The organism is Gluconacetobacter diazotrophicus PA1 5, from assembly GCF_000021325.1.
Classification (GTDB): Bacteria; Pseudomonadota; Alphaproteobacteria; order Acetobacterales; family Acetobacteraceae; genus Gluconacetobacter; species Gluconacetobacter diazotrophicus.
Map to the genome: position 1 here is coordinate 1,091,756 of NC_011365.1, position 21,936 is coordinate 1,113,691.

The 21,936-nt window shown below is 62.1% G+C and carries 24 protein-coding genes and 1 pseudogene; 7 read left to right on the forward strand and 18 right to left on the reverse strand.

Features of this window, described 5'->3' with window-relative positions; all coding sequences use genetic code 11:
• Positions 1-82: 82 nt before the first annotated feature.
• Entirely contained in the window at positions 83-514 is a 432-nt protein-coding gene (locus GDIA_RS04790; RefSeq protein WP_012553467.1) for a ribbon-helix-helix protein, CopG family, read from the reverse strand.
• A gap of 7 nt (positions 515-521) precedes the next feature.
• On the reverse strand, positions 522-2,522 hold the full coding sequence (locus tag GDIA_RS04795; protein WP_012553468.1) for a conjugal transfer protein TraG: 2,001 nt from the start codon (positions 2,520-2,522) through the stop codon (positions 522-524).
• Between the two features lie 173 nt (positions 2,523-2,695).
• Here GDIA_RS04795 and GDIA_RS19405 point away from each other — a divergent pair, with 173 nt between their 5' ends.
• The 4 genes from GDIA_RS19405 to GDIA_RS18360 all read left to right on the forward strand — a co-directional run bounded on the left by GDIA_RS19405 (position 2,696) and on the right by GDIA_RS18360 (position 4,467).
• Entirely contained in the window at positions 2,696-2,845 is a 150-nt protein-coding gene (locus tag GDIA_RS19405; protein ID WP_169307521.1) for a hypothetical protein, read from the forward strand.
• Positions 2,846-2,920: 75 nt separating this feature from the next.
• Positions 2,921-3,343, forward strand: coding sequence for a hypothetical protein (locus GDIA_RS04800; RefSeq protein WP_012553469.1), 423 nt, complete (start codon positions 2,921-2,923; stop codon positions 3,341-3,343).
• 9 nt (positions 3,344-3,352) lie between these two features.
• Entirely contained in the window at positions 3,353-3,979 is a 627-nt protein-coding gene (locus tag GDIA_RS04805) for a type II toxin-antitoxin system VapC family toxin (protein ID WP_012553470.1), read from the forward strand.
• An 89-nt stretch (positions 3,980-4,068) separates the two neighbouring features.
• Positions 4,069-4,467 (forward strand): gamma-glutamylcyclotransferase family protein, encoded by a 399-nt coding sequence (locus tag GDIA_RS18360; RefSeq protein WP_244455130.1) that lies wholly within the window; start codon positions 4,069-4,071, stop codon positions 4,465-4,467.
• A 6-nt stretch (positions 4,468-4,473) separates the two neighbouring features.
• Here GDIA_RS18360 and GDIA_RS04810 read toward each other — a convergent pair whose 3' ends face one another.
• A complete protein-coding gene (locus GDIA_RS04810) occupies positions 4,474-5,166 on the reverse strand; it encodes an aspartate/glutamate racemase family protein (RefSeq protein ID WP_012553472.1) in 693 nt (230 codons plus the stop codon).
• 69 nt (positions 5,167-5,235) lie between these two features.
• Between GDIA_RS04810 and GDIA_RS04815 the strand changes: the two genes are divergently transcribed.
• Positions 5,236-6,012, forward strand: coding sequence for a helix-turn-helix domain-containing protein (locus GDIA_RS04815; protein WP_049762866.1), 777 nt, complete (start codon positions 5,236-5,238; stop codon positions 6,010-6,012).
• 596 nt (positions 6,013-6,608) lie between these two features.
• On the opposite strand, the gene GDIA_RS04825 is transcribed toward GDIA_RS04815, so the two are convergent.
• The 11 genes and pseudogenes from GDIA_RS04825 to GDIA_RS19630 form a co-directional block, all read right to left on the reverse strand.
• Positions 6,609-8,348, reverse strand: a complete 1,740-nt coding sequence (locus tag GDIA_RS04825) for a relaxase/mobilization nuclease domain-containing protein (RefSeq protein WP_012553475.1) — start codon at positions 8,346-8,348, stop codon at positions 6,609-6,611.
• Positions 8,349-8,541: 193 nt separating this feature from the next.
• Complete coding sequence (locus GDIA_RS04830) at positions 8,542-9,213, reverse strand: lytic transglycosylase domain-containing protein (RefSeq protein WP_012553476.1); 672 nt, start codon at positions 9,211-9,213, stop codon at positions 8,542-8,544.
• Positions 9,210-9,551, reverse strand: a complete 342-nt coding sequence (locus GDIA_RS04835) for a DUF736 domain-containing protein (protein WP_012553477.1) — start codon at positions 9,549-9,551, stop codon at positions 9,210-9,212. The genes GDIA_RS04830 and GDIA_RS04835 overlap by 4 nt, the downstream gene beginning before the upstream one ends.
• A 58-nt stretch (positions 9,552-9,609) precedes the next feature.
• Positions 9,610-10,239 carry a S26 family signal peptidase gene (locus GDIA_RS04840; RefSeq protein WP_012553478.1) on the reverse strand — a complete coding sequence of 210 codons (630 nt, stop codon included), beginning with the start codon at positions 10,237-10,239 and terminating at the stop codon, positions 9,610-9,612.
• A gap of 70 nt (positions 10,240-10,309) precedes the next feature.
• Positions 10,310-11,023, reverse strand: a complete 714-nt coding sequence (locus tag GDIA_RS19620; RefSeq protein WP_244455104.1) for a hypothetical protein — start codon at positions 11,021-11,023, stop codon at positions 10,310-10,312.
• Positions 11,024-11,204: 181 nt separating this feature from the next.
• Positions 11,205-11,714: pseudogene (locus GDIA_RS19880) on the reverse strand (DNA cytosine methyltransferase); the annotation flags it as partial.
• On the reverse strand, positions 11,687-12,175 hold the full coding sequence (locus GDIA_RS04860) for a DUF2840 domain-containing protein (protein WP_012553480.1): 489 nt from the start codon (positions 12,173-12,175) through the stop codon (positions 11,687-11,689). The pseudogene GDIA_RS19880 and the gene GDIA_RS04860, both read right to left, overlap by 28 nt.
• Entirely contained in the window at positions 12,172-13,245 is a 1,074-nt protein-coding gene (locus tag GDIA_RS04865; protein ID WP_012553481.1) for a replication initiator protein A, read from the reverse strand. Before GDIA_RS04865 ends, GDIA_RS04860 begins: the two co-directional genes overlap by 4 nt.
• A complete protein-coding gene (locus tag GDIA_RS04870; protein ID WP_012553482.1) occupies positions 13,242-13,538 on the reverse strand; it encodes a helix-turn-helix transcriptional regulator in 297 nt (98 codons plus the stop codon). The genes GDIA_RS04865 and GDIA_RS04870 overlap by 4 nt, the downstream gene beginning before the upstream one ends.
• A gap of 96 nt (positions 13,539-13,634) precedes the next feature.
• On the reverse strand, positions 13,635-14,072 hold the full coding sequence (locus GDIA_RS04875; protein WP_043459202.1) for a DNA -binding domain-containing protein: 438 nt from the start codon (positions 14,070-14,072) through the stop codon (positions 13,635-13,637).
• A 142-nt stretch (positions 14,073-14,214) separates the two neighbouring features.
• A complete protein-coding gene (locus GDIA_RS19630) occupies positions 14,215-14,421 on the reverse strand; it encodes a transcriptional regulator domain-containing protein (RefSeq protein WP_081434703.1) in 207 nt (68 codons plus the stop codon).
• A 271-nt stretch (positions 14,422-14,692) separates the two neighbouring features.
• On the opposite strand from GDIA_RS19630, the gene GDIA_RS04880 reads away from it, so the two are divergent.
• Entirely contained in the window at positions 14,693-14,944 is a 252-nt protein-coding gene (locus GDIA_RS04880; protein WP_012553484.1) for a helix-turn-helix domain-containing protein, read from the forward strand.
• A 53-nt stretch (positions 14,945-14,997) separates the two neighbouring features.
• Here the strand turns inward: GDIA_RS04880 and GDIA_RS04885 are convergent, their stop codons facing one another.
• From GDIA_RS04885 to GDIA_RS04900, 3 genes are all read right to left on the reverse strand, one after another.
• A complete protein-coding gene (locus GDIA_RS04885; RefSeq protein WP_244455106.1) occupies positions 14,998-15,369 on the reverse strand; it encodes a DUF736 domain-containing protein in 372 nt (123 codons plus the stop codon).
• Positions 15,370-15,943: 574 nt separating this feature from the next.
• Complete coding sequence (locus GDIA_RS04895) at positions 15,944-16,360, reverse strand: hypothetical protein (protein ID WP_012553486.1); 417 nt, start codon at positions 16,358-16,360, stop codon at positions 15,944-15,946.
• 368 nt (positions 16,361-16,728) lie between these two features.
• Positions 16,729-17,406, reverse strand: a complete 678-nt coding sequence (locus tag GDIA_RS04900; protein ID WP_012553487.1) for a DNA methyltransferase — start codon at positions 17,404-17,406, stop codon at positions 16,729-16,731.
• Between the two features lie 277 nt (positions 17,407-17,683).
• Here GDIA_RS04900 and GDIA_RS04905 point away from each other — a divergent pair, with 277 nt between their 5' ends.
• Complete coding sequence (locus GDIA_RS04905; protein WP_012553488.1) at positions 17,684-19,126, forward strand: DUF6880 family protein; 1,443 nt, start codon at positions 17,684-17,686, stop codon at positions 19,124-19,126.
• A gap of 442 nt (positions 19,127-19,568) precedes the next feature.
• Here GDIA_RS04905 and GDIA_RS04910 read toward each other — a convergent pair whose 3' ends face one another.
• Positions 19,569-21,644 (reverse strand): hypothetical protein, encoded by a 2,076-nt coding sequence (locus GDIA_RS04910; RefSeq protein WP_012553489.1) that lies wholly within the window; start codon positions 21,642-21,644, stop codon positions 19,569-19,571.
• Positions 21,645-21,936 lie beyond the last annotated feature (292 nt).

The following is a 21,936-nucleotide window of genomic DNA, read 5'->3' on the forward strand; positions in this document are numbered from 1 at the left end:
GTTTTCTCCCGTTTTCAACAGCGTTTTCCTGCGATCGTACAGGATCGTAACGGATGCGGTTTTTACTTGCTGGCTGCGGACATCATGATTCTGATGTGGGAGGTACATCCTCCGGGATCTCATGCCGGAAAAATGGCCCCCGGCTAAGTCGTCGCCCAAGGGCTGCCACGAACGCCTCGTAGCGTTCCGCCCCTTGTGCCCGTGCCGCAGCGGCCGCTGGTTCCGGCAAGGCCGGGCTGACCGTCATCCAGTAGCGGATGAACAGGGCCAGCGTCTCAAGGCTGATCCCGAGATCGCGCTCCATGCGAGCGACCTGCCGGTCGAGACGATCCAGCCTGCGGCTCATCGCCGCTTCCCGCCGCTCATCGGCATCGGGCGACAGGAAGGATGCAATGGCGGCCTCCGCCACCAGGGACAGGGACAGATCGCGCCGCGCCGCGTGCGCGGTCAGGGCATCCAGCAGCTTCGGTTCCAGATAGACCGACAGCCGCGCCTTCTTGGGGGATGTTCTCATCACGCCCTCACAGCCCAAGGTCATTGCCACGGTCGAGGCCGGCCTGCCGGCCGATCCGCGTCAGGTCGGCACGATCCCGTGCTTCCGGATCCGGTGGCAGTTCCTCGCCAAAGAGGTCAGGATCTGTACGCTTCTTGTGTTTGCCGACATCCGTCGGATCATGCTCACGCGACCATTTCCGTCCCGTGCCGAGGGATTCATCACTATCGGCGTCGTCGGGTTTATCCGGTGCTGCCGACGCCCCCACCTGCTCCGGTGGCGGGGTGACAGGAGACGGACGACCACTCCAGTCATCGGGCCGGACAGGCCGTGGCAATTGTGCAGGATCGGGCGGCGGCAGGATGCGCTCGACGAAGCGGCGATCCCGGAAATATCGCGCCTTCCGTGCCCGGATCGGTGGGCAGCCCGCCACCATGACCACCTCCTCCCGTGCCGGAATCTGCATGACTTCGCCCACCGTCATCAGGGGCCGCGCGCTCTCCTGGCGCGAGACCATGAGATGCCCAAGCCAAGGCGACAGCCGATGGCCGGCATAGTTCTTCTGCGACCGGATCTCGGTGGCCACACCCAGACCGTCGGACACGCGCTTTGCTGTACGTTCGTCGTTCGTAGCGAAGGATACTCGGACATGGCAGTTGTCGAGAATACTGTTGTTCTGACCGTACGCCTTGTCGATCTGGTTAAGGGACTGCGCGATCAGGAACGCCTTGATCCCGTAGCCCGCCATGAAGGCGAGCGCGCTCTCGAAGAAGTCCAGCCTGCCGAGAGCAGGAAACTCGTCGAGCATCAGCAGCAGGCGACGCCGCCCCGCCCGACCGGACAGATCCTCCGTCAGCCGCCGCCCGATCTGGTTGAGGATCAGGCGGATCAGAGGCTTGGTGCGGCTGATATCCGAGGGCGGGATGACGAAATACAGGGAAACAGGCCGTTCGCCGTCCAGCAGATCGCCGATCCGCCATTCGCAGCGACTGGTCACGGTGGCCACCACCGGATCGCGGTAGAGGCCGAGAAACGACATGGCGGTGGACAGCACGCCGGAGCGCTCGTTGTCCGATTTGTTGAGCAGTTCCCGTGCCGTTGAGGCCACGACGGGATGCGGCCCCTTCCCGTCCAGATGGTTCGTGCGCATCATGGCGGACAGAGTTGCCTCGATCGACCGCTTCGGGTCGGAAAGGAATTTCGCCACCCCGGCGAGGGTCTTGTCTTCCTCGGCATAGAGCACATGCAGGATCGCACCGACCAGCAGGGCGTGGGAGGTTTTCTCCCAGTGGTTACGCCGCTCCAGCGAACCCTCCGGATCGACCAGAATATCGGCGATGTTCTGCACGTCGCGGACCTCCGATGCCCCACGCCGCACCTCCAGCAGCGGGTTGTAGGCCGAGGACGCCGGATTGGTGGGGTCGAACAGCAGCACACGTCCGAAGCGGGCACGGAAACCGGCGGTGATCTGCCAGTTCTCACCCTTGATGTCATGGATGATGGCCGAGCCCGGCCAGGTCAGAAGTGTGGGGATCACCATGCCTACACCCTTACCCGTACGCGTCGGCGCGAAGGTCAGGACATGCTCGGGACCATCGTGCCGGAGATAGGCCCGGCGGTATTTTCCCAGCACCACCCCATCCTCGCCCAGCAGCCCCGCCGCGCGGATTTCCGCGTCCTCGGCCCAGCGAGCGGACCCATAGGTCGCGGCGCGCTTCGCCTCGCGGGCGCGGTGGACGGACAGCGCCACGGCGGCTGCGAAGGCCAGTACCCCGCCCGAACCCGCGATCCAGGCACCCCGCGCGAAGACCGCCGGGGCGTAGGCGTCGAACTCGTACCACCACCAGAAAAAAAGCGGCGGAGCGTAGACCGGCCAACGATGCAGAACCGTGAACCACGGTTGACCGAGTTCCGGTTGGAACGCGAGTTCCCAGGCCGTCCATTGTGTCGCCGTCCACCAGGACAGCACGATCATGGACAGGACCAGCAGCGCCTGCCCCCACTGGATACGTGTTCCCGGCTGGTCCATCGATCCCTCCCCCTGTCATGGGAGACAGCGAAGAACCGGCGCTTTCCAGGGCGCAAGCATGATCCGGCACCCATCGTACCCGAGCGGGCAGGAGCGAAGAAATACTTGCGCGTTGCGGGCTACAGCCAAACCCGCCCATCATGCGCGGGATATCTCTCGGAAGGAGTCGAGCCATGACTGGACCGCAGAACCCGCCTCGGTCTGACGATGCAGTTGATCAACTAGGCACGGAGGAACGGAGGAAGCTCGACCCTGTGATTGATGCACTGAACGCATTGCACTTGCAGCACGGCTTCCTGAGCGATGAATTCCCGACGCTTTGAGCCGGGCGATCTCCACTTGAATCGTGCATATGTCGGACATTTATGGTAGAAACGTCCGACATAAGGGAGACTCCGATGGCACATACGAGCCGACAGCAAGGTGCTACCAAATCCGGTGTGACTGCACCGGCCAGCATCGGTCCTGCTGCCCGCCCGGCGCGCCGGCGTGGGAAAACCAGCCAGCCGACCGTGGAAAGCGACATTATACGGGTGTTCAAAAGCAAGGCGTTCGCGAGCCTGATGGCGCGCGATCCGTCGGTTGCACGCGCGGTTGTCTTCCTGACGCACCAGGGTGTCGTCACCGGCGTCCGCTCGAAGAAGATTTCCACGCGTGTCGATCCCGGCGTGATGGATGCAGCCCGGAAGCGGTTCGGACTGACCAACGATGCCGACGTCATCAACGCCAGCCTGGCGATGGCGGCAGCGCCAGATCGGTTCAAGACATGGCTCATGGAGAGCCAGGACACGGTCACGGACGATTTTGAACTCGCGGTATAAGCATTCATCGTGAAGACGCCAGCAGGATCGCGCGGCAACGAAACCGCCGCCGACATTGCACGACAGCATGACCCCGACGCCTATGCACGGGCGATGGCACGCCGACCCGACACAGAGCTTCCGTTCGACATCACGGCCCAGCCGCCGGACCTGCCGGTCATGCTCGACACGAATTTCTATCTGCGACGCCTTCAGGGAAAGCTCGCGCCGGATCTGGCTGCCTTCGTGGCCAGCCGGAGGATTCTGCATAGCGGCGTCGCATGTAGCGAGCTTGCCATCAGCGCAGGCATCCTCGATCCGACTCATCCCGCCACGCCGCACAACCGCAAAGTCGTGCTGGATATGCTCGACACAATCGACCGAACGGATATCGTGGCCCCCAGCGCGGAAACCTGGGCCGAAGCGGGCATGATCGCCGGTATTCTGGCTCGGACGCAGCATCTCGCAAAGCCCAAGAGCACGCTGACGTCAGCGGAAGCGTGCTGCCAGGAGGGCCTGCGCCGGAAGCTGATTAATGACACCCTGCTCTTCCTCAGCGCCCGCGAGCAAAATGCCATCCTGGTGTCGATGAACCGTCGCGATATGGATCTCCTTCTCCGTTTCCGGCCGGACACCAGCGTTCTGCTATTCCGCTGATGGCGGCACTGGAACCAGAGCGAACAAAAATTGAAGTGAGAGCGGACATGATTTCACGTCACATTTCGATTTTCTTCTACGGCCTGTTCATGGATGCGGATGTCCTACGGAGGCAAGGATTTGAACCCGCGAACCCTCGACCGGCTGAGGTCGCGGGAATGGCGCTTCGTATTGGAAAGCGCGCTACTCTTGTCCCTGACATATCTGGTTCAGTGCATGGAATAGTCATGGACCTGACTCACAACGATATCGACCGTCTTTACGCCGACGAAAGCGTCGCCTCCTACCGGGCAGAAGCTGTCTTGGCCCGCCTCTCCGATAGCACAAGCATCGCAGCCCTTTGTTTCAATCTGCCGATACCTCCGGAAAGAGGCGTCACCAGCAATGAGTATCGCGAAAAACTCCGCGAAGTTGGCCGCAAAGTCGGCCTACCTGCCCACTATACCGACGGACTGTTAAACCTAATCGAGACATCCGAACGACAATGACGCTTCTCAGTCCAGCATCCAGTAAACGCCCATATCAGCATGAATCGCGGTGGTATCAAAAATCGGCAAGTCTATATCGTCCTGAGAGATAAGCATGGCGATCTCCGTGCATCCAAGAATGACACTATCGGCCCCTTCCGTCTGCATTCGGCGGACGGCATTTCTATAATGCTCTCGGCTTTCATCGCGTATGATACCCCGGCAAAGTTCTTCATAGATAATGCGATGAATGCCGATCCGCGCATCCCCATCGGGAATCCTGGCCGTGATCCCGAACAAATCGCGCAGGCGTTTCGTGTAGAATTCGCGCTCCATCGTGAAACGGGTCGCAAGAAGCACGGGGTGTTTGCAGCCGGCGCGTTGCAACGCTTCACCAGTCGCGTCCGCGATATGCAGTGCCGGGATCTCCGCCGCCTGTTCGATGGCCTCATGGAGACAATGCATGGTGTTGCTACAGATCAGCAATGCCTCAGCGCCTGACCGTTTCAAATGCTGACCGGCCCGGCTTAACTGCTCTGTGAGCGCCGACCAGTCATCTTCACGTTGACGTTCCGCGATCGGCGCGAAATCCGGAGACCAGAGCAGCAAGGGGGCCGAGTGCAGACCACCCTTTCGCGCCCGGACGCCCTCGTTCAGCAGCCGATAGTAGATCGCCGTGCTTTCCCAGCTCATTCCACCCAGAAGACCAAGAACGCGCATTTTCTTCTCCTTTTCCTGTCCGTGACCGTTACTATCGAAGCCAGGGGACGGGTCTTGAACAAAATGCACATGGCGAAAACGGTCAGAAGGCTTGAGACAGAAAACTGGGTGGTCGAGTTGTGGCCCAAGGCGGCCTACGATGTGCAGGCAACCTCTGATCGCGCTGTGATCGGCTTCGCCTTCGAGCCGCAGAGCGGCATGGATGCGATCGGAACCGGGAAGGCGCGCTCCTTCCTGCGACGCCCCAATACCTTGTCCTGGGTGCCAGGCAAATGTCCGGTGTTTTCCCGCTCGGACGAAGGCGGTGAATACCTCGTCCTGCGCGGTATGCCGCCCGTCATGATAGGGCATCGGGATGCCAGAGAGCGACCGTTGAACGCCATTGTCGACCCGGACGCCGTGGCGGCCGCCTGTTCATTGCGGCGCAGGCTGCTCTCCGGGGAACGGGAGATCGCGTCGGAACCGGATATCCTTGCCGCCGTCCTCCTCCGTCATTTTACCTCCGGGAAGGCTGCTGCACCCTGGATCACGGCGGCTCGTTTGGCCGCGATCGACAGGTTGATCGACCGTCACATGGGCGAACGGTTGGCAATTGCCCGACTGGCAGCGGAGCTTGAATTGTCCGTTGGATTTCTGGTTCGGGCGTTCCGGCAAAGCCTCGGCGTAACGCCGCATCGCTATGTCATGGAACGACGCCTCGCCCAAGCTCGACGGCTCCTTGACGCCGGTTGTCCTATTGCGGACACCGCCGCCGAATGTGGGTTCGCCGATCAGGCGCATCTGACGCGCCATTTGAAGCGCTCTACCGGGGTCACGCCAGCGTACTATGAGCGTATGGAGAAATGAGAGGACAAAATATCAAACAGCTGCCGCCTTCCAGACTATTTCGACATAGTTGTTTTTGAAGCCGAGGGTCGCTCCTGGAACACAAGCCTGGCAAACGCTCACGCTGGATCTTGCCATATGGGGGCGATGCTAAGTCCTGTTCTGCTTGTTGGCGCGCTCCAGGAACTTTATAGCTTCGTCGAAAATTGGAAGGCCAACGGGAGACTGCTCGAATGACGCCTCCCGATCCGCCCTCACGCCACTCAGGACGTCCGTTATGAGGTCCGGCTGTGCTTCATCAAGCTTTTGCAGAATACAAAGCAAAACGTACGATACGGCTTGCAGCTTTATCTGGGTCTTACCAAGCTCTTTCGACACGACGCTCTCCCAAACGAGTAGAACATAATGCAATTCGACGGCGCGATATTAGCTTCCTCGACCAACCGACCGGGCTGCCGTCGCCGCGACCCTATACAGGACCGCCTGGAAGACAGCGTGAAGCGTTTTAAGTATCTCTTGCGGGTGAGTAACTGTCGACCATCTGAGCCTGATTAAAGGGTAACTTATGTCGGCTTGATGCTCCAAAGCAGGAGGCCCGTAATCCCTGTCCTTCCTGATCATAGACCCAGCCCCCGTTTGCGCGCAAAAGACCAGTCAATCCCGCCATCACCGCGCATGATGCCGGACACCTCCCGCCCGCGCTGTTTTTCCAACGACGGCGCCCACGGCACCAACTCAAACCCCAGCCCGTCGTCGATCATAGCGAACCGCCCCGACGCCAGGTTGAAACGCTCACGATAGGTGCCCGTGACGGGATCGCCTTCCCCGCTCCGCCGGAACGGCATCCGTGCCGTCCCGGCAAGGCTCCGGCCCAGCGCGTCCAGCTCCCGCTGGCGCAGCGTGGCGATCAGGTTCCGGGCGTAGCGGATGCTTCCGCCGTCGCGGCTGGCCAGCCCCTGCTCCACCAGATGATCCGTCCGCTTTTCCATCGCCTCTTTGATCTCGGCGCCGAACCCCGTGGACGCCAGGGCAAGAGGCTCCCGCGCGATGGCCTGCCGGTCGAGCCAGGTGGCCCCCTGCGCCATCACCTGCCGCTCCAGCGTGACGTCCGAACGCACAGCCAGCGCGATACGATCACGTCCCTGTTTGTCGGTGAAACGCCGCAGTTCGACAATCGAACCGACCGACCCATCACCTGCGGCTTCGAGGTGCGGCAGGCGGACATGGTGCGTGCGACCATCAATTCCGTCGATCACCGCATAGGCCGTGCCGCGCAGTTCGTCATCGAGGCCTCGATCGACCAGTCGTCCAATGACGGGATCGGTGGTGTCCTCATCCGCCAGCACCCAAGAGGACGCGGCGCGATCGATTTTCTGTTCCGCCAACCCCCGGTGGATGCGCTTGATGATGTCGTTGCGCTCGCTGATCTCCCGCAGCGTCGCTTCCGCACTCTCGTCCATCCGCCAGCGATCCGGCCCGACCTGGTGCGCCAGCCCCATGGTTTCCAGGCGGCGCAGGCGACCCAGCTTCACCGTGGCGAAGGCGTCCGGCGTTTCGCCCGACGCGCGCCCAAGAGCGATGACACCATCTTCCCCGCCGTCCCTCTGAAGCTGACGGTCAAGCGGGGTCCAGCGGTCGGCATTCACCTGCCGTTCGACCGCCTGATGGATATCATGATCGGTGCGTGGCCCGAGTTCCAGCGTCACGAGATCCTGGGCACGGGCGCGCATCCCCTCGCGAATATAATCCCGCGCGATCACCAGGTCGGAACCGTCCTCCGCGACACCCCGAACGATAACATGCAAATGGGGATGTGCTGTGTTCCAGTGATCGACGGCAACCCAGTCCAGTTTCGTACCGAGATCGGTTTCCATCTGCCCCATCAGATCCCGCGCGAAAGCCCGCAGGTCCGACATCTCCGGTGCGTCCTCCGGGGAGACGATGAAGCGGAAATGGTGGCGGTCGTCATCGCAGCGTTCCGCGAAGTCCGAGGCGCGGATGTCGTCACTGTCCCTGCCGAACAGGCGCGCGTCCTCCCCGTCCCGCGTCACACCCTCCCGACGGAGATACCGCAGGTGTGCTGCCAATGGTGTGGCGCGCGGGGCATGGCGCACGACACGGGCCTTGATGACGACGCCCCGTGAGCGGCTGGTGAGCAGGCGATTGGCCGCATGAGCGGCGGCCCTCCCACGCCCGAAACTGGAGCGACGCCCGGCACCGATTTTCCCCGCGCGGGACACCCTGCCACCGGCCCGCTGCACCGACGCCAGCACCTGCGTCACGAAAGGCCGCGCCTGCCGGGCGCGGGCAGAGCGGATGCGCCCTGACCGGATGCGAAATTCCTCGTCCCTATTCATGAAAACTGCCCTGCACCGCACGAAAGATCGCCTCGGATCAAAGAGATGACGCCTCGACGCGAGGTATGGAATTTCCACGCACCTCGCAACAAGACTTCAAAAACCCCGAAAAACCGCCACCCCAACCGAGCCGCGATGTGCGGCCTTTTATCCAGCCCTCCCTTTTCTGTTGGCTTTCCGGGGTTCTCACGCCTCACTGGACCTGATCCGATCCCCTCAGTGGGACGATGCCGGACCTCTCCCCGACATGCCCCGCGAAGAGGTTCTCGGGAACAGCGACACGACGTGAAGTGGTCGTCCGAAACCCATCGGACTGGCCGGAAACGAAGAGCCCGGCCGTCACCCAGGAGCGAGCAGGAAAGGAAAAAAAAGAAACGGGAAGCTGGAAGTCAGACGATGGTTTTTTCATCAGCTGTGTGACGAATTCCACGTAGGAAACCGTCTCTCCTGGAAGCGGTCGGCCAGTCGTCAGATAGTCGTCGTAACGGGTTGGTCCGGCATTGTAGGCGGCAAGGAAACCGGCATCACCGTAGCGGTCGTGCAGCCATCGCAGATAGGCTGCCCCGGCCGCGATATTGTCACGCGGATCGAAGGGATCGGCACCCAGATTGAGCGTGCGCCGGACCTCCTTCCAGGTGCCGGGCATGAGCTGCATCAGCCCCATCGCACCAGCACCCGAAACCGCATGCGGATCGCCGGCGCTTTCGGCCCGCAGAACCGCCCGCACCCACGTTGCCGGGATCGCATTCCGTTCCGCCGCCTGACGCACCAGATCGTCCCAATCTTGTGCGCGGACGATGGTCGGCGAGAGTGTCAGCGAGAGCATGGCCAGCATGCCGGCGGACACGAAAAACCGGCGCCTCATTCCCGACCTCCCGGGCGTTTCGCGGGCCGGTTCCACGCCAGTTGCCACTCACGCCCACCGCGTCCGACCTGGAACAGCGTGGCGCGGAGCGGCTGCGGGAACGTGGGGTCATCCAGCACGATGGAAATATATTCGCCGGCACGTTCCCCGGTGCGGGTCCACCCGGCACCGATCTCCGGTCCGGAATCCCCGTCACCGAGATGGATGCGATAATCCGGCGCATGCTCCGCGCCATTGTTTTCCGCTGGCACGAAGGTCAGTTCGGCATCCAGCGACAGGGTACGCACCCGTCCGGCAAATCCATCGGCAGTGCGGGTAAAAAATCCGATCTGGGTCATGGGAAAAATCCTTTCGGAAATGATAGGGATGATGGAAAATCCGTGTGCTTTACGATCATCATTCGATGGGCGGTTCGCCCGGTTTCACGAGCATCATGGGCGGTCCAAGGAGTGGCCGTTCCCGCACCGGATCGCGCAGATCCGGGAGGGGATCGAAATGCGGGGGCGGTTGCTCCGCCTCGCCCATGCGGACATGAACCGGCACGGCACGCCCGATGACGGTGTCCATCGACAGGACGCCGAAATACCGCCCGTCCAGACTGGTCGGCACGGCGGCGTTCATGACAAACACCTGCCCCGGACCGAGGCGCTGACAGCCCTGCCAGACCGGCAGCTTGCAACCCCGATGATCGACGGTCTTCGCGTCACCAACAGGTTTGCCGTCAATGGTGATGTGGGTGCCGATGCGGCAGACACTCTGGCCCGCCAGTGCTGCCACAGGCTTGAGCAGCGGCACGCCGAACGGCAGGTAACCGCGTATCGCCAGCAGCGTCGCCTCGCGCTCGGGCAGGCGGATGGCGACGATGTCGCCGACGCGGACCGGCATGGTGGACTGGATGCGATACAGCCCGACCGGCACACTGGCCGTCTCGTTCCAGACCCAGCGCGGGGCCGGATGAAACGCCAGCGAAACGCCCACGCCGAGTACGGCGAAATATGTGGTGAAAAACCAGCCGCGCCGGGTCATGACACATCTCCGGCCGCCGCACGCGCCAGGACCATGTCGAGCGCCAGTTCGACCCGCAGGATGGCGTTGCCTATGGCTTCGGGGATGTCCGGGACGACCGCGTCGCCGAACGCCTCGACGACGAGGCTGGCGGCAGACGCCCGGCGTCCATCGCCGAGCGCAACGCGCGTGCGAGCCAGCCAGGCGGAAAGCCCATCATCCAGCCGTAGGTGAGCGGCAGGGCCGCCGTTCCAGTCAGCCCATGGCTCCGCAGCAGGACCGCCAGCGCCCGTGCACCCGCCCAGCGGTCCGGGGGTGCCCTGCCCGTCATCGCTCCATCCATCACCGCGTCCATCGTGGGCGACTTCCTCCGGTCGTAGGCATCGCTCCAGCCGTCCATCCGGCTGTCCCGCTTCGTGGGTGTCGGTAGCGTTTCCAGTGCTGCGTGCCGCAGCAGGTTCGGCGTGTCGATCTGGGCCTTGGATCCGTTCGCCCGACGGCCCGTCCCGATCTCCCGCGCGGTGAGCCGGCGGCCCCCGTTCGGCGCCAGCGGTGTGGGCAGCATCCCGCAGGGAGGCTGGTGCTCCTCGAAATACAGCGCTTCCCCGATCGTCGGCGTACGGTTGAAATCGTCCTGCTCCGATGTCATCCGCCCCTTGCACCGACGCAGCATGCTGCCCCGTGGCGCAGGGTTGGCAGTCGGGGTTCCCAGCATCCCCGCATGACGGTTCTCCTGCCCCGTCATCTGCGCCAGCACGTCGCCCCGACCACCCTTCGCGGCATCCGACGCCCGTGGCGTCGCCATACGATCCGTGCGGAACACATCGTAAAGACCCGACGCCTTCATCGCCGCCCGCGCGCCCGCTCCCCCTTCCATCCGCATCCCGCCCTGTTGCGACTGCGAGACCGGTGTCGGCAAGCTGCCGGGGGTCGAAACCGATGAGCCAGGACCGCTTGCGGACATGGCAGGCGCCGACGTCTCCAGCACCCACCACGCACGGTTCGCAGGCGTAGCCGAGCGCCTCCAGCGCATCGAGCAGCCGGTCCGCACCGCGAGTTCGGAGGTTAGCGCTGTTCTCAAAAGCGAACCAGCGAGGGCGGCATTCTCCGACCAGGCGGACGGCTTCGCGGTAGAGGCCCGACCGCGCGCCGTCGATCCCTTTGCCCCTGGTGTTGGCGCTGCTGATGTCCTGGCATGGCGGGCTGCCCGCGATGAGGTCGGGCAGGAAACCGAGGTCGGAAACAAGTCGCCCTGCCGTGAGGGTCCGGACATCGTCGTAGAGGCGGACATGGGGATTGTTCTCCGCGTAGAGCACGCGCCGCCATGGAACGATCTCGCAGGCGGCGACGGTGACGAAACCCGCACGGTGCAGGCCCAGCGTCCAGCCGCCAGCCGCACCCGCGAACAGGTCCAGCACGCGGAAGGGTGTGCGGGGTGAGATGTCACCCATGGGGGAATGACCATGCGTCATGCCACAGCCCTCCGGCGCAGCCATGCCTCATGGCGCTCTGACGTGTAAGGACGTGGCTCCTGCGCTGCCGTGAGCCGGTGATGCAGATGCCGCCAGTGATCGGGACAGGCTGCGGCGGGATCGATCCCCAGCGCCTCTACGCCGTCGATGGCCTCCAGCACCCGGCGCACCTTTGGCCAGCCACTTTGGCGCAGCAGGGTCTCCCCACCGGGGCGCACGAACGGCACGGTCTGGCAGGCTTCCTGAGCCCCCACGGCGCGCACGATGTCGATGCAAGATGCGACGGTCCCGAAATCGTTCGCGGCCCACCGGATGAACGCAAACACGCTGTCCGGCGTGAAACTCATCAGCCTGCGCCTGCGATCCAGAATGCGATCCTCGATGGGATGGCCGAAGCGGACCCAGTGTTCGATGCGCTTCTCGATCCAGGTCAGTTCGACCGTAGTGAGGACAGCGTCCTCCGGTCGGAAAGAGCGGGCGGTCATGGGACACCGACCAAGCGATCCGCGACCGCTTCCCGAGCCTCTTTTCCATGCCCCGATCGGGCTGCCGGAAAAGGGGCGAAAAAACCAAAATCCCCTACATAATAAGTTATTATATTAGTTATATAAGTTACGGGGCTGATTCCGCTTTTGAAAACAACACGTTGCGCCGATTTTCGCCAATGATCCCACGATAAATCCGCCGCCGCTCCCACGATATGATGCGCCGTTGATCCAACGACATGTTTCACATCGTTATCCACACCCTCGGTGGATTGACTCGTTGGAACAGCGCATAAAACTCCCTGTTTTCCGCCAGAAATGACGCGAAACGCATAACCGGGGATGATCTGGCTGACGACAATGGCGCGGATTTTTGCGATGAAATCGCGACGCCGGGTCAGGCTGCCCGAGCGTGCGTGTAGTTCCGCCAGATCGAAGCGCCATCCATCTTTCTGCCGCCCGGCATGCCGACGCGCCAGGCGGTAAAGCCACCGCTCCAGACCGCCACGAAGGCAGAAATAGGCGGGATCAACGCTCAGCACGCGCGAGCGATCGCAGGCGGCTTCCATCAGCCAGTCCGGCAGCGTCAGGGCCACGCCATCGTCACGGGATATCCGGACATCACTGATCCAGGTGAACGGTCTTTTCCTCCAGTCAGTGCCCTGGCGGATGTTCGTCATGACTGTTGTTGTGGACAGCCGCTCCAATGCACCACGAAGGCGATGATATTCGTGCAGCCCCGAAGCCCATCCCAGATCCTGAAACAGACGCCATGGTGTGAAGCGCACATGGCGTGACACCCACAATCCATGGTTCAGCGCATCGACGATCTGCCCGGTCAGCCAGATCAGGACGTCGGCGTCCCAGACAGTCGCCATACCACCGGCATTTTCAGCCCGCACCATGATCGCGATATGTCGCGCCTGATAATCGATCGGGGTAAGGCGCGGCGTTTTTCCCAGTGCGAAGAACGGGCGTCCCATCAGATCGCGGATGTCGCGGGGCCGTGCCGCCCCCGTGACCACAAACCGGCGGTCGGGCTGACGCCAGCTATCGGCGGCCGGCATCATCGTCCGGCACTCCGCTGCGCCTTGCGGGCTTTCGCCTGCAAGCGGATGATATAGGCGCGAGGATCGGACGGCATCGGTATGCCACCGCCGTCCCCGGTGGAGAGCCTGACGTTCAGATCGGCCCAGGCGCAGAGGTCTTCGACGGCGTAGACGATCCGGCCGCCAAGCTGGCGGTAGAGCGGACCGGTGCCGCAACTCCGGTGTTTTTCGAGGGTGCGGATGGACAGGCCAACGAAATTGGCCGCATCCGGGGTGCGCAGATAGCGCGGTGGCAGTGTCGGCTGGACACGCATGGGGTCTTCCTCCCGTTGGATCGGGCCGCGTGCGGACTGTCGCGGCTCATGGGAGGACGCTGCCGGAGAAGGGACTGCGGGGAGGGATGACAAAGTTCAGGCCGCCAGACTGTCACCCCCCTGCTTCAGCCCCTGAAGGAGAGCAATGTGTCCGCCGTTCAGATAGAACCCGGCACCGTCGAGATCGCGGTAGAAGGCGCGGTGCCATGCGCTGGCACGCCATTCATTGCGGGACAGGCGCAGGATATGCTCGCCGTAGATGCCGGCCGCGATCCGTCGGACCGCCACGCCCATGCGCCGGCCTTCGGCGATGCAGAGCATGCGGATCTGGCGCAGTTTCTGCTGGGGACTCAGGCGCAAGCTGGGGGGAAGAGGACCGGGCGTCTGGCCGGCAAGCAGGCGACCGAAGCACGCAACGCTAGCCAGACGGGTCGGGAGGTGCCTGTCATCGATGATGAACCAGGTTCCTGGTGCGTCGGGCTGTCGATCGACGACAATGACGATGCGCAGCGGGCCTGCTGCGCTATCCAGCACGAGATGGATGCCATCCGGACCATCATGTCGTGCCCGCGCGTATGGCGCGAGGCGGGACAGGATGTCACCCCCATCGCCACGCACGGCCACCTCGGGCGCGATGTCCGGATCCCAGAACGCGGGGGCGAGCCAGGCGGGGAGATCAGGGTCGACAGGGAAAACGCACCCCCCAGCGACGGGCGAAGGCGCGCCATGTTTCGGCGTCCGCCTTGCCCGTCGTCATGGTTACTGCATAATCGTTCAGGTAGGCCGGGTTGCGCCGCAGCCATTCCTGGGCGAGACCGGCAGGGTCGAGCCCGGAGAAGGCGCGACGAAGGGGTGCGGCATCCCACGGCCGGTTTGTCGGCACGCCCCCCTCCCCCGATGTGTCATGGATTCGACCCAGTATCCGGTGCGGGAACGGCGCGGGTAGTCCCGAAGACTCAGGGAGGTAATCCCGAAACTATCGGGTGGGTTCGTGATTATTTCTATATCGGGGGAAGATTGACGCCAGACGGGCCGGAAACGTCGGTTTCCGCGACATCACGTGATGCCCATAGCGCATCACACGGAAAGGCGTCGAGCGTTCCGTGTATTATAATACGTAGCGCGATAATACACAAATCGTTCCTATCCTGCGGATGGACATCCGAGGACTTTTCGGCGCGAACGTGAGGCGCCTGCGACGCGCCGCCGGTCTCAGCCAGGAAGCCCTGGCGGAACGGATGGGCGTGGACCGCGCCTATATCAGCTGGATCGAGACCGGACGCCAGAATGTGACGCTGCTTTCGCTATGGCATGCGTCACAGGCATTGGGCGTGCGGCCCGCCGCGCTGCTGGACGAAAGCCACGCTGTCGCTACAGAAGCGGCACCGGCCGACGGAAAGTCATAACCGGCCTGGCGATGAAAAAAGCCCCTCCGGCGAACCGGAGGGGCCTGGGGTGGTCAGTCCCCGTTACGCGGGCGCTGGCGGCTCCAGACCAGGTTGTAGGCGCCACCTGCCTCTTCGAACAGGCTGGCGAAAATCGGACCGGGAAGGGTTGGATCGTCCAGCTTCACGCTGAGATATTCGCGCCAGTCGGTGGTGTGCTTGATCCAGGCTGCCCCGGCTTCCAGTTTGCCGATCTGCACCCGGAAGTTGGGAACATTGTCGCTGGCCCGGTTGGCTTCGGGCACAAAGCGGATACCCCGGATTTTCTGTGTCAGGGTGACGATTTCGCCTTCGTACCCCTCGCCGACCTTTTTGAATGAACCGATGATCATTGTCCTGTCTCCTGGCTTGTATCGGGCCGCGACCACCGTGGCCTCGATGGCCATCGTCAGCCCGGAGGCGACCGGCGGCGCACCCCGCAGGGGCCAGAGCAACGCGGAGGACGGCGGCACGGAACTTTGTTGATGCGCGAGGAATGACGGCGCAGCCGGCAGGGGAAGAAAGTTGCGGGACGCCGTTGCGCCATAGCCGGGCGAGGCGAAGCCGGTCTTCGGGCAGATCGGCCATATCGAGAGGCCATGATGTGCGGCACCGTCAGCCTTGTATGGAGACAGGGCAGTCCGTCGTGTTTCATGACTGGGGCGTGGGTCTGATGGTGACGTCTCCCTGCGTCTCGGGACAATCCGGGGCCGTTACCAGTCGTACCGAACTGCGGGCCTGTGACAGAGATCACACCCATACCGATGCTGGAAAACCATGATGGACGCGGCAGGCACATACCTCACCACATGAATGGACGTATCTCAGCGTGACGCTGGACAATCCTACATCCCATCCGCCGGTCCGTGCTCAGCCCTTTCGATGGAGGAAGTGCGTAAATGCGACACATGGAGTCAGGCGTAATCGTTCCATGTGGACTGCCCCCCCCCGGCCCTTCCGGTTCGCCGGAGGGACCATCTTTCAGGCGGGCTGGATGGCGCATAGCCGCGTCCATGCGGCCCCACCGACGCACAGCGCCCCAAATGTCGCGAAGATATACGAGGGAATGGCACCCATATCGCCCAGACCGCTGAACCCCAGCGTCATGCCAAATCCAGCCAGCGCGGCTGGCAAAGCAAGCAGGAGCGAGACCGTAACCCGCAGGACGGGATCGTGCGAGGAGACGAGGATCGCCTGACCGAGCACCAGAACCATGATCCCGGCGGCGATACCAGCAAGGATGGCATGAGAGCCGGACATCATGGCGTGGTCATAAAATGTGGTGCAGACCATTGCCGCCACAAACAGGGGAGCTGCATAGACCGCACAGAGAAACAGCAGCCAGCACAGGAAACCGATACCGGCGACGCCAAGGGCAATTCCGAGACCGAGCAGCATGGATCGCATCCTTTCCGTGGAATGGAATATCTCACACATGCCGGGACGGTTCCGATATATCCAGGGAATAGAAGCCAGTTTCCCGACATCGTTTTCACGATCGGGACAGCGCGCGGAGCGCGCCGGACAATCCTGACCGAGGCGCCCTTGTCGGTGCCTTCCGCTCGCGCCAGGAACGCGGCGCGTTGACTTGGCAGCGTTGGGATTGGATCAAAGGGCGCCGGTCCAGCCCCCTGTTTCACTGAACCTTGCGAGCCGGCCATGCCGGCGAGCGCCGCACGTGCGGGCAGCGCGTCCCCACCGCCGGTCCCGAAGGACCGGCGCGATTTTCTGGCCGCCCGGTCAGCGTGAAGAAAGAAAAGGGCGGCTTACGCCGCCGCCCTCCCTGCCCCGTGCCAGGCCAGCCGACGGGTCGCCGTGGCCGCGTGCTCCGGGTCCAGTTCCATGCCCAGCCAATCGCGCCCAAGATGCTGCGCCGCCACCAGCGACGAACCGGAACCCGCGAACGGGTCCAGCACCAGACCGCCTACAGGGCAGAAAGCTTCCACCAGGGGAAGCAAGGCCGCCACCGGCTTTTGCGTCGGGTGCAGTTTATTGCCTGAATAGGGCATGTCGAGCACATCGGGGATAGGTTTTGCCGGGGGCGTTACATTGCCCTTGGCCAGAAGATAGGCACTTTCGTGTTCATACCGGAGAAACCGGGAAGAGGACGAATAGGACTTGCGAAAGACGATATGCCCGACCATGCGGAACCCCGCCGCCTTCCAGGCATCGGCGAATAAGTCGATGCGGTTCCAGCCATAGAACGAAACGGCAAACCCGCCCCATTTCAGAACACGGTGCATCTGGTTGAAAGCGGGCCGGAGCCAGCGCGCATTATCGTCGTTGCGAACCTTCCGCCCATCCCTGCCCTGATAGTTCACCAGATAAGGCGGGTCGGTCAGGATGAAATCCACCGCATTGCGGGGCAGCCTCCGCATAAGCTGCACGCTGTCACCGTTGAGAATGGTATTGCGGAAATCGGTCGCCGTGGTGGTGTCGGTCATGGTCTTTGCCCTTAGTTCCGCGAGGAACAGCCCCCGCTGTTCCTCTGCCTCGCGGCGAGCAGCGGGGTAGCAACGGCAAGGGCGACCGATGGGGAGGGGTCTCTCCCGGTCTGCACGGAGCGCAGCGCAGGAAGATCGGGGACACCCCATCGGGCGGCGTCAGCCTGCTGACGCGCATCCTTGCCGGCGCGAGGGCGGAGCCATTAGCCCTTTTTCTCTTTTTTCATGGTGACGGCATTTGCTTGCGCCCCTGGGGGCACGGTCATAATCTGTATTCATGGCCCGCACTCCTTCGACAAAACCTGCCACCCGCAAGTCCGCCGCATCCGCGAAAGTCGGCACGACCGTCACGAAAGACAATCTGAAAGCCCTTGGTGCGGATCGGCTGGCAGACCTTCTGGTCGATCTGTCGGAACAGGATGCCGTGCTCACCCGGAAGCTGCGCATGGCGCTGACAGCCACTCATGCGAAAGACAAACTCGGCAAGGAGATCGAAAAGAGGCTGCGAACGATCCAGCGCTCCCGTGGTTTCCTGCCCTGGGACCGGATCAAACCCCTCGCCACGGAACTCGACACCCTGCGACGCTCCATTCTCGATGATGTTGCGATGACGGATGTCGGGCAGGCCATTTCTGCGATGCGTCTTCTCGTGGAACTTGCTCCTTCCGTCTATGAGCGCTCTGATGACAGTTCTGGTTATTTGTCAGATGTGTTTCGCGAAGCAGCCTCCGACCTTGGCACCCTCTGGGGACGACACGCTGGCCGGGATCCGGCTGTCACCGTCAGGGATCTGCTCACACTTCTCGATGCAGATGGGTATGGCACATGTGACCACCTGCTCGCGTCGTGCGGCGAGGCGCTGGGTACAGCAGGCGCGACCATGCTCAGGGTCACACTCGTCACACGACTGCACGAACTCCCTGCCTCCCGAGGAAAAGATGAGTATCGTATCGACAGAGTGCGTATGCAGACCCTCGGTCATCTGAGGGATCTGGCCGATGCGACGGGTGACGTCGATGCTTATATCGAGGCGGTCGGCATGAGCGATCGCCAATCCCCCTATTTCAGCGATATTGCACGCCGCCTTCTGGACAAGGGACGCGCCCAGGAGGCACTTGAATGGCTAGATCGAGAGACAGACGAACCCTCCCGGTTTCGCAGGGAGAATGACGATCTTCGGATCGAAGCGTGCGAAATTTTGGGCGACCACGATACAGCCCAAGCCATACGTTGGAAAATCTTTCGTGAATGCCTGAGCCTGCCTCACTGGCAGGCCTATCAACGCCATCTCAGTGACTATGACGCGATTGATGCCGAAGAGCAGGCACTCGATCACATCCGTAATTTCCCGGTTAAAAGCGTGGCCCTTTCCACTCTGCTGGAGTGGCCGGCGCTCGACGGCGCCGCCCGTCTCGTGCGGGAGCATATTTCGGAACTGGACGGACGGGATTATGGGGCATTACGTCCCGCCGCAGATCGTCTGTCTGAATCTTATCCCAATGAAGCGACGCTTCTTTACCGCCTGCTGGTCGAGGCCGTACTGGATAAGGCGCTTTCCCGCTATTATTCCTATGCAGCGAAGGATCTTGCCTCCTGTCGGCTGCTTGCGCCACTGCTAACAGCGACAGACGGCATGGAAACCCACGAAGCCTTTATGATCCGCTTGAAAGCGCAGCATAAGCGCAAGCTGGGATTCTGGTCACTGATCGGTGAGCATTAAAGGCAGCAATGGGGGGGGGAAGCGGAAGGTCGGCTTTGTGTAGGGCGATCGGTAAAACCGGACGCCTCTCACGAAGGCTTTAACCCCAATCCGATCGTTCAAATAACCCGTAAGATTCTCTGAGAGCGGACATTTCCTCCTAAAACAGCGAAGCGCTAGCCAATTGGTTCAGTGTAAGTGTTCGAATCCCACTTTGTCCGCCATCAAAGCGCGGCGTGGTCTAGCGTGCTGTGGGTAGGATCGACGATCCCCGTACCGTCTGCTGGCGGAGGGCCTTCGTTAAAAATACCGTGGCAGCAAGCAAACGGCATCAACCTCGTGAACTGATGAAACTTGGGAGATACCCTTGCGACGGCGCATTGGAGCGCCGCGCTGGTTGCCCGTATTCATGCCGGAAGCGGGGCGGAGTATCGTGGTGTTGCGCGCCCAATCTTAGCGGCCATCACCCGCCGATCGAGGAGAGATAGGCGTCCGCCTCGTCTGTCCAGCGCTGCAGATGCAGCGCTTGGTAATCCATGTTGAAATGCTGGGCGAGCTTGTCAGGATGCAAGACGTAGAACTTTCCGGCATCGAACGTCGTCAATATGCCGTCATCGCGCAGCCGCTGAAGTAGTCGGGGCCCGTCCTCACCTTCCTTCATCATCCTCGTGTGCTCGATCTTAGCGGCTAGGCGGACCAGAGCTCCCTTGCTGTGCGAACGAAACGAAGTGATTACCTTGCGCGCGCGCCTCCTGAGTAAGGCGATCCTCGGATTTTGCGTTACCTGCCTATTGACGGCATAGTCCGCCCAAGGATGAGCACGCGCACCGGGGAAGGTAACTTGCAATTCCGCTCCATGAAGAAAGATGCGCTCGACACGTTCTACGGAGGCATCGAGTGCCTCCAACACTACCCGCCCGAGCCCGACATCCTCACCAGCAGTCGACTTGAACACGCGAAGCTCGCGCGCATCGATCTCGAAAACTTCCACGTCGATTTCGACCGGGCTGGTTATGCTTGCCGTACGACCGTCGCCTATGATGACTGAGACGGGGGCCACTATTCGCAGTCCGCCGACGGGTCCCTTGAATTCGAGGATGCCGTCGATTGCACTTACGTAGGGTCCGTAGCTCCTACTGGCGTCGATCGAGCTGTCAGCCAGAGGTGTCATCTCGAACTCGACCTCGGCGGTCGCGTCGCCCGGTTCGGCGCTTACCTCGAGCACTGGGCGCTCGCCCTGTGCAGCCTGACTCGCGAACGAGCCGTAGAGCGACCCCACGTCCTCGAGCTCCAGCAGGTTATCCGCCGAACTTCCGAGCCAACTCATGTACATCTCGAAGAACAAGCCGGACCCAAACGTCGGATTCAATGCCAGCATGCGGCGGGCATCCCGCTTTGCGTTTCCCGTGGTGATGGCCCAGACGAGCAGATAAGCGGCGAACGCCGCGTTTGAGGGACCGCCGCGTGGATCGAGAAACGGGTGCTGCGGCGTGAACTCGGCGACCATGCCTTCATAAGCCTGCCTGAAAGCAGCATTGGAGATCGAGATGCCCGCAGGCGCATCAGAGTCAAGCAAGATTGCGGCGATTCTGCCAAGTTGCTCGTCCGGAGTGTACAGTGATGACAGGTCGATGCCCGCAGGCGGAGATTCGATCTGCGAGGTCAGTTTGGTCTGCTCGCGCTGCAGGATGCTGGTCGCGATCTGGACAATGAGGTTGATTGCGCTCTCGGCGGCGAGGTTCGATAGTCGCGTGCTCGGGTTCAAGCCGTCATCGCCGAGCGCATAAGTGCAGATGGCATCCAGAACGGGCGCATATCCTGCGAATCGCTGTTCGTTGCCGCTTGGCGTGCTCTTCAGTTTCTCGCGGGTTGCGAGTGCAAATTCGACGAACTTCTCTTCATGTTTGCGGAAAGCGTTCCGCATCGCGTCGCGGGCGTCCGCGATCACTGGCAGCCGGCGTCTGATGAACTGCTTGGACTGGTCTTCGTCAAAATATTCTATCTGCAGTAGGCACGGATTGAGTCCGGCTTCGCTCAAAATTAACCACGCCTCTTCCGCCGCTGCAGCGCGGCCGAGAAGGGTGGCCGGTAGGGCCGAGGAATTTCGAACGATCGTGCACAGATCCAGCAGCCCCGCAGAAAAGCCCTCGCTGCCCGAGCGCAACTGAGCCTCGTCGAGGGCATCAACGACAAGGCCAATCCGGCCGTTGGCGAGGTCGCCCAACGCCTCGTAGCCGAACGCATTGGCGATACCGCCCACGAAAAAGTTGCCACCCAGCGGTTCGGTCTGAGCGAGATCGACGAGTACGGCATTCGCGCGGGCGCCGATCGAGCGGGCATAGGTGCTCTTGCCCACCGCGCCGGGCGCTGCGATGATCAAGATACAGGCGGTGGCAGGATCACCCTGCAAGATATTGAGTGTTGGCTCCACAAACGCTTGGTCGACTTGGCTGTCGACGATCCATCCGACCGCCTTGCTTGTATCGGGAATGATTGCCGACCCTAGCCGCGCCATCCAGCCTGTTGCGATATCGAACATAACGCCCTCCTTGCACAACAGACTTACGGGCACGAATTCTGTAAAATTGCAAGGGCCGCCGCTCGACGTTGAATGAGGGTAGATACCATCGTCAAGCACCAGACACATCGCTGTTTCCGAAAGCATTCATGTCTCATGCTGGATCGCTACGACACATGCGACGTTTCGGGCGGTAACTACGCTATGTCTAGTGAAAGTAACGTCTAAGTTTAAACCGGAACTGCGACGATGACTTCCACGCCGCGCTGCTTATAAGCTGCCGGAACGCAGACGGCCAATCCATGACATTGTT

Bases quoted from the DNA above. Each gene is read 5' to 3' on its own strand.
- GDIA_RS04790 (WP_012553467.1), bottom strand. From the start codon at position 514: ATGAGAACATCCCCCAAGAAGGCGCGGCTGTCGGTCTATCTGGAACCG.
- GDIA_RS04795 (WP_012553468.1), bottom strand. From the start codon at position 2,522: ATGGACCAGCCGGGAACACGTATCCAGTGGGGGCAGGCGCTGCTGGTC.
- GDIA_RS19405 (WP_169307521.1), top strand. From the start codon at position 2,696: ATGACTGGACCGCAGAACCCGCCTCGGTCTGACGATGCAGTTGATCAA.
- GDIA_RS04800 (WP_012553469.1), top strand. From the start codon at position 2,921: ATGGCACATACGAGCCGACAGCAAGGTGCTACCAAATCCGGTGTGACT.
- GDIA_RS18360 (WP_244455130.1), top strand. From the start codon at position 4,069: ATGGATGCGGATGTCCTACGGAGGCAAGGATTTGAACCCGCGAACCCT.
- GDIA_RS04810 (WP_012553472.1), bottom strand. From the start codon at position 5,166: ATGCGCGTTCTTGGTCTTCTGGGTGGAATGAGCTGGGAAAGCACGGCG.
- GDIA_RS04815 (WP_049762866.1), top strand. From the start codon at position 5,236: ATGGCGAAAACGGTCAGAAGGCTTGAGACAGAAAACTGGGTGGTCGAG.
- GDIA_RS04825 (WP_012553475.1), bottom strand. From the start codon at position 8,348: ATGAATAGGGACGAGGAATTTCGCATCCGGTCAGGGCGCATCCGCTCT.
- GDIA_RS04830 (WP_012553476.1), bottom strand. From the start codon at position 9,213: ATGAGGCGCCGGTTTTTCGTGTCCGCCGGCATGCTGGCCATGCTCTCG.
- GDIA_RS04835 (WP_012553477.1), bottom strand. From the start codon at position 9,551: ATGACCCAGATCGGATTTTTTACCCGCACTGCCGATGGATTTGCCGGA.
- GDIA_RS04840 (WP_012553478.1), bottom strand. From the start codon at position 10,239: ATGACCCGGCGCGGCTGGTTTTTCACCACATATTTCGCCGTACTCGGC.
- GDIA_RS19620 (WP_244455104.1), bottom strand. From the start codon at position 11,023: ATGGCGACGCCACGGGCGTCGGATGCCGCGAAGGGTGGTCGGGGCGAC.
- GDIA_RS04860 (WP_012553480.1), bottom strand. From the start codon at position 12,175: ATGACCGCCCGCTCTTTCCGACCGGAGGACGCTGTCCTCACTACGGTC.
- GDIA_RS04865 (WP_012553481.1), bottom strand. From the start codon at position 13,245: ATGATGCCGGCCGCCGATAGCTGGCGTCAGCCCGACCGCCGGTTTGTG.
- GDIA_RS04870 (WP_012553482.1), bottom strand. From the start codon at position 13,538: ATGCGTGTCCAGCCGACACTGCCACCGCGCTATCTGCGCACCCCGGAT.
- GDIA_RS04880 (WP_012553484.1), top strand. From the start codon at position 14,693: ATGGACATCCGAGGACTTTTCGGCGCGAACGTGAGGCGCCTGCGACGC.
- GDIA_RS04885 (WP_244455106.1), bottom strand. From the start codon at position 15,369: ATGGCCATCGAGGCCACGGTGGTCGCGGCCCGATACAAGCCAGGAGAC.
- GDIA_RS04895 (WP_012553486.1), bottom strand. From the start codon at position 16,360: ATGCTGCTCGGTCTCGGAATTGCCCTTGGCGTCGCCGGTATCGGTTTC.
- GDIA_RS04900 (WP_012553487.1), bottom strand. From the start codon at position 17,406: ATGACCGACACCACCACGGCGACCGATTTCCGCAATACCATTCTCAAC.
- GDIA_RS04905 (WP_012553488.1), top strand. From the start codon at position 17,684: ATGGCCCGCACTCCTTCGACAAAACCTGCCACCCGCAAGTCCGCCGCA.
- GDIA_RS04910 (WP_012553489.1), bottom strand. From the start codon at position 21,644: ATGTTCGATATCGCAACAGGCTGGATGGCGCGGCTAGGGTCGGCAATC.